The organism is Coriobacteriia bacterium (assembly GCA_013336165.1).
Taxonomy (GTDB): Bacteria; Actinomycetota; Coriobacteriia; order Anaerosomatales; family JAAXUF01; genus JAAXUF01.
In genome coordinates, this window is the sequence record JAAXUF010000026.1 from 1 (window position 1) to 3,241 (window position 3,241).

Consider the following 3,241-nt stretch of genomic DNA (forward strand, 5'->3'; position numbering starts at 1 on the left):
CCGTCTTTGTTGCATCATCCCATTTCATGACATCACCCCCAAAAAGAGAGTTGGACCCGGAACTTTCATTCCGGGTCCAACTTTAGGGGCGCGGTCCAAGACACCAGGAGCACCCTTCGCTTCAGTCAGAGTTAGAGACTACGCCTTCAATTCGGCGGTCACGGTCTCGCCGAGAATGTAGCCCAAGGACATTCCCATGTCGAAGCCCATTCCGTACGACTTTCCATCTTTCTCTTCGATGGATCCGCACACGCCGAGTCACATCATGGGTGATGCAATTTGGGAGCTTGCACCTCGACTACTCTGTGCTACTATGTACCAGTAGCTAGTAGTACTCAGTAGAGCGAGGTGGTGCTCGTGGGCAAGCAGATGACCGAGATGCTCAAAGGGACGCTAGAGGGTATCGTCCTCGCGATCCTGTCCGGACGGCCCGCGTACGGCTACGAGATCACCGCACGGCTGCGGGAGATGGGTTTGTCCGACATTGCCGAGGGCACTGTCTACGCGCTGCTCATCAGGATCGAGCAACGCGGCTTCGTCGACGTAGAGAAGATCCCATCCGAGAAGGGGCCTCCGCGCAAGGTGTACTCGCTCAACACCCAGGGACAGGAGTACCTCGAAGAGTTCTGGAGGACTTGGAGCTTCCTCACAGGACGGCTCGAAGAACTCCGCGAAGGAGGCAGATACCATGGCAGCAGAGTGGATTGAGAAAGTCACCGGGTCGCTTGAACAAAAGAAGCAGTATCGGCAGCACAGGGCTCGCGTGCAGGGATTTCCGGCGGGCTACCGCACCGCGGTCGAAGCGATTGAGCGGTACCTGACGTACTTCGGCGGCATCTCGAAGGGCGACACCTTGGTGAGGATGCTTGATGACCTCGCCGATCTCTTCGAGCAGGGCGCAGCGGACGGGACCCCGGTCCGCGCGATCGTCGGAGACGACCCCGTGGAGTTCATCGAGACGTTCCTTCAGAACTACTCGGAGGGTCAGTGGATCAACAAGGAGCGCCAGCGGCTGATCAAGGCCATCGACCGCGTTGCGGGCGACCGAGCGTAGCGGAAGAGAGAACATACCCAGATGATAGCCAATCAGGTCCAGAGGCTTGCGATCCGCGTGCAGGACCTAGAGAAGTCGTACAAGAAGCTCAAGGTGCTGCATGGCGTGGACTTCGACGTGGCGCGGGGAAGCATCTTCGCGCTGCTCGGCTCGAACGGGGCCGGCAAAACCACAGTCGTGAACATCCTGTCCACGCTGCTGAAGGCCGACGCGGGGAGTGCCAGCATCAACGGCTTCGACGTCGCCACGCAGGCCGCGGACGTCCGGCAGTCCATCAGCCTCACCGGCCAGTTCGCGGCTGTCGACGAGATCCTCAGCGGGCGGGAGAACCTCGTGCTGGTCGCCCGTTTACGGCACCTCAAGGATCCAGGCACGATCGCGGATGACCTGCTCGAGCGCTTCGCGCTGACCGACGCGGCCGCGCGAAGGGTGTCGACGTATTCGGGCGGCATGCGCCGCCGCCTCGATATCGCGATGAGCCTCATTGGGAATCCGCCGGTCATCTTCCTTGACGAGCCGACGACCGGGCTCGATCCTCAGGCGCGCATCGAGGTGTGGCAGACCGTCAAGGCACTCGCCGAGCGCGGCACGACGGTGCTGCTCACGACGCAGGATCTGGACGAAGCCGAACAACTCGCCGATCGGATCGCGATCCTCCACGAGGGCCGGATCATCGTGAACGGAACCCTCGCCGAGCTCAAGTTGCTGATCCCGCCCGCCAAGGTCGAATACGTCGAGAAGCAGCCGACCCTCGAGGATGTCTTCCTTGCTATCGTCGGTGACGAAGGCAAGGGCGGCAACGATGGTAATGACCGCACGTTCGGCGCTGATGAGTAAGGAATAACGATGAACAGACACTTCTTCGGCGACACGGCCATTTTGACGGGTCGGTCCCTACACCACATCACGCGCAGCTTGGACACTATTCTCACCACGGCGGTCACTCCGATCGCGATGATGCTGCTGTTCGTCTACGTCTTCGGCGGCGCGATCAGCACAGGCACGGACAACTATGTGAACTACCTGCTGCCCGGCATTCTGCTCATCACGATCGCATCGGGCATCGCCTACACCTCGTACCGGCTCTTCATGGACATGCAGAGCGGCATCTTCGAGAGGTTCCAGTCCATGCCGATCGCACGGTCGTCCGTACTGTGGGCGCACGTACTGACCTCGCTGGTCGCCAATCTCATCTCGCTTGTGGTCGTCGTGCTCGTCGCCCTCCTCATGGGTTTCCGCTCGGAGGCGGGAGTGCCGGCATGGTTCGCGGTCGCCGGCATCCTGATCCTGTTCACGCTGGCGCTGACGTGGCTCGCCGTGATCGCCGGTCTCTCTGCGAAGACCGTGGACGGCGCGGGCGCGTTCGCTTACCCGCTCATCTTCCTGCCGTTCATCAGCTCGGCATTCGTGCCCACCGACACCATGCCCGGCCCGGTGCGCGTCTTCGCCGAGAACCAGCCAGTGACGTCGATCGTCAATGCGATCCGCGACCTGTTCGCACAGCAACCGGTAGGCACCGACATCTGGATTGCCCTCGCCTGGTGTATCGGCACCCTTGTCGTAGCGTATGTCCTCGCCATGGTCACGTATCGCCGCAGGATCTCTTAGGGGCCCATTTGTTCGATTTCTAGCTTTCCATTCACGGTTGGCCGAAAAAGATGTGTAAGTTCTGTGTATTCGTGTGTTGACCGCTTGAAGCAATTCGCGCTAACTTTGTGTACGGGTCAAGACGTGGCCCGGGTTCGCGGTGGGACCGCCGGCGTCATAGGGGCGTCTACTTGGGGGAATCGCCGCATAGTTTTTGCCCTGAGGGGCAGGAGAGTGAGCTTGGCATGGCTGAAGGTACCGTTAAGTGGTTCAACCCGGACAAAGGCTATGGATTCATCTCGCGTGCGGATGGCGACGATCTGTTCGTCCATTTCTCCGAGATCCAGGGCGACGGCTTCAAGACTCTCGATGAGGGACAGGCTGTCGCGTTCGACATCACTACCGGCCAGAATGGCAAGCTGCAGGCGAGCAACGTTCGCAAGGTGTAGATCACCGAGCGACCAACAATTTCATACAGCAACTAGCAGAAGGGCGGCCCAATTGGACCGCGCCCCTAAAGTTGGACCCGGAATGAAAGTTCCGGGTCCAACTCTCTTTTTGGGGGTGATGTCATGAAATGGGATGATGCAACAAAGACGG

General features: G+C 60.0%; 5 protein-coding genes. All 5 read left to right on the top strand.

Annotated features, from left to right (window positions below; all coding sequences use genetic code 11):
- The first annotated feature begins 357 nt into the window (after positions 1-357).
- Positions 358-708, top strand: a complete 351-nt coding sequence (locus tag HGA39_09790) for a PadR family transcriptional regulator (protein ID NTW29634.1) — start codon at positions 358-360, stop codon at positions 706-708.
- Positions 689-1,054: a DUF1048 domain-containing protein gene (locus HGA39_09795; GenBank protein ID NTW29635.1), complete on the top strand. Its 366-nt coding sequence runs from the start codon at positions 689-691 to the stop codon at positions 1,052-1,054. Before HGA39_09790 ends, HGA39_09795 begins: the two co-directional genes overlap by 20 nt.
- Before the next feature lie 21 nt (positions 1,055-1,075).
- Complete coding sequence (locus tag HGA39_09800) at positions 1,076-1,891, top strand: ATP-binding cassette domain-containing protein (GenBank protein ID NTW29636.1); 816 nt, start codon at positions 1,076-1,078, stop codon at positions 1,889-1,891.
- Between the two features lie 9 nt (positions 1,892-1,900).
- Positions 1,901-2,662: an ABC transporter permease gene (locus tag HGA39_09805; protein NTW29637.1), complete on the top strand. Its 762-nt coding sequence runs from the start codon at positions 1,901-1,903 to the stop codon at positions 2,660-2,662.
- Positions 2,663-2,886: 224 nt separating this feature from the next.
- Entirely contained in the window at positions 2,887-3,090 is a 204-nt protein-coding gene (locus tag HGA39_09810; GenBank protein NTW29638.1) for a cold-shock protein, read from the top strand.
- The last annotated feature ends 151 nt before the right edge of the window (positions 3,091-3,241 follow it).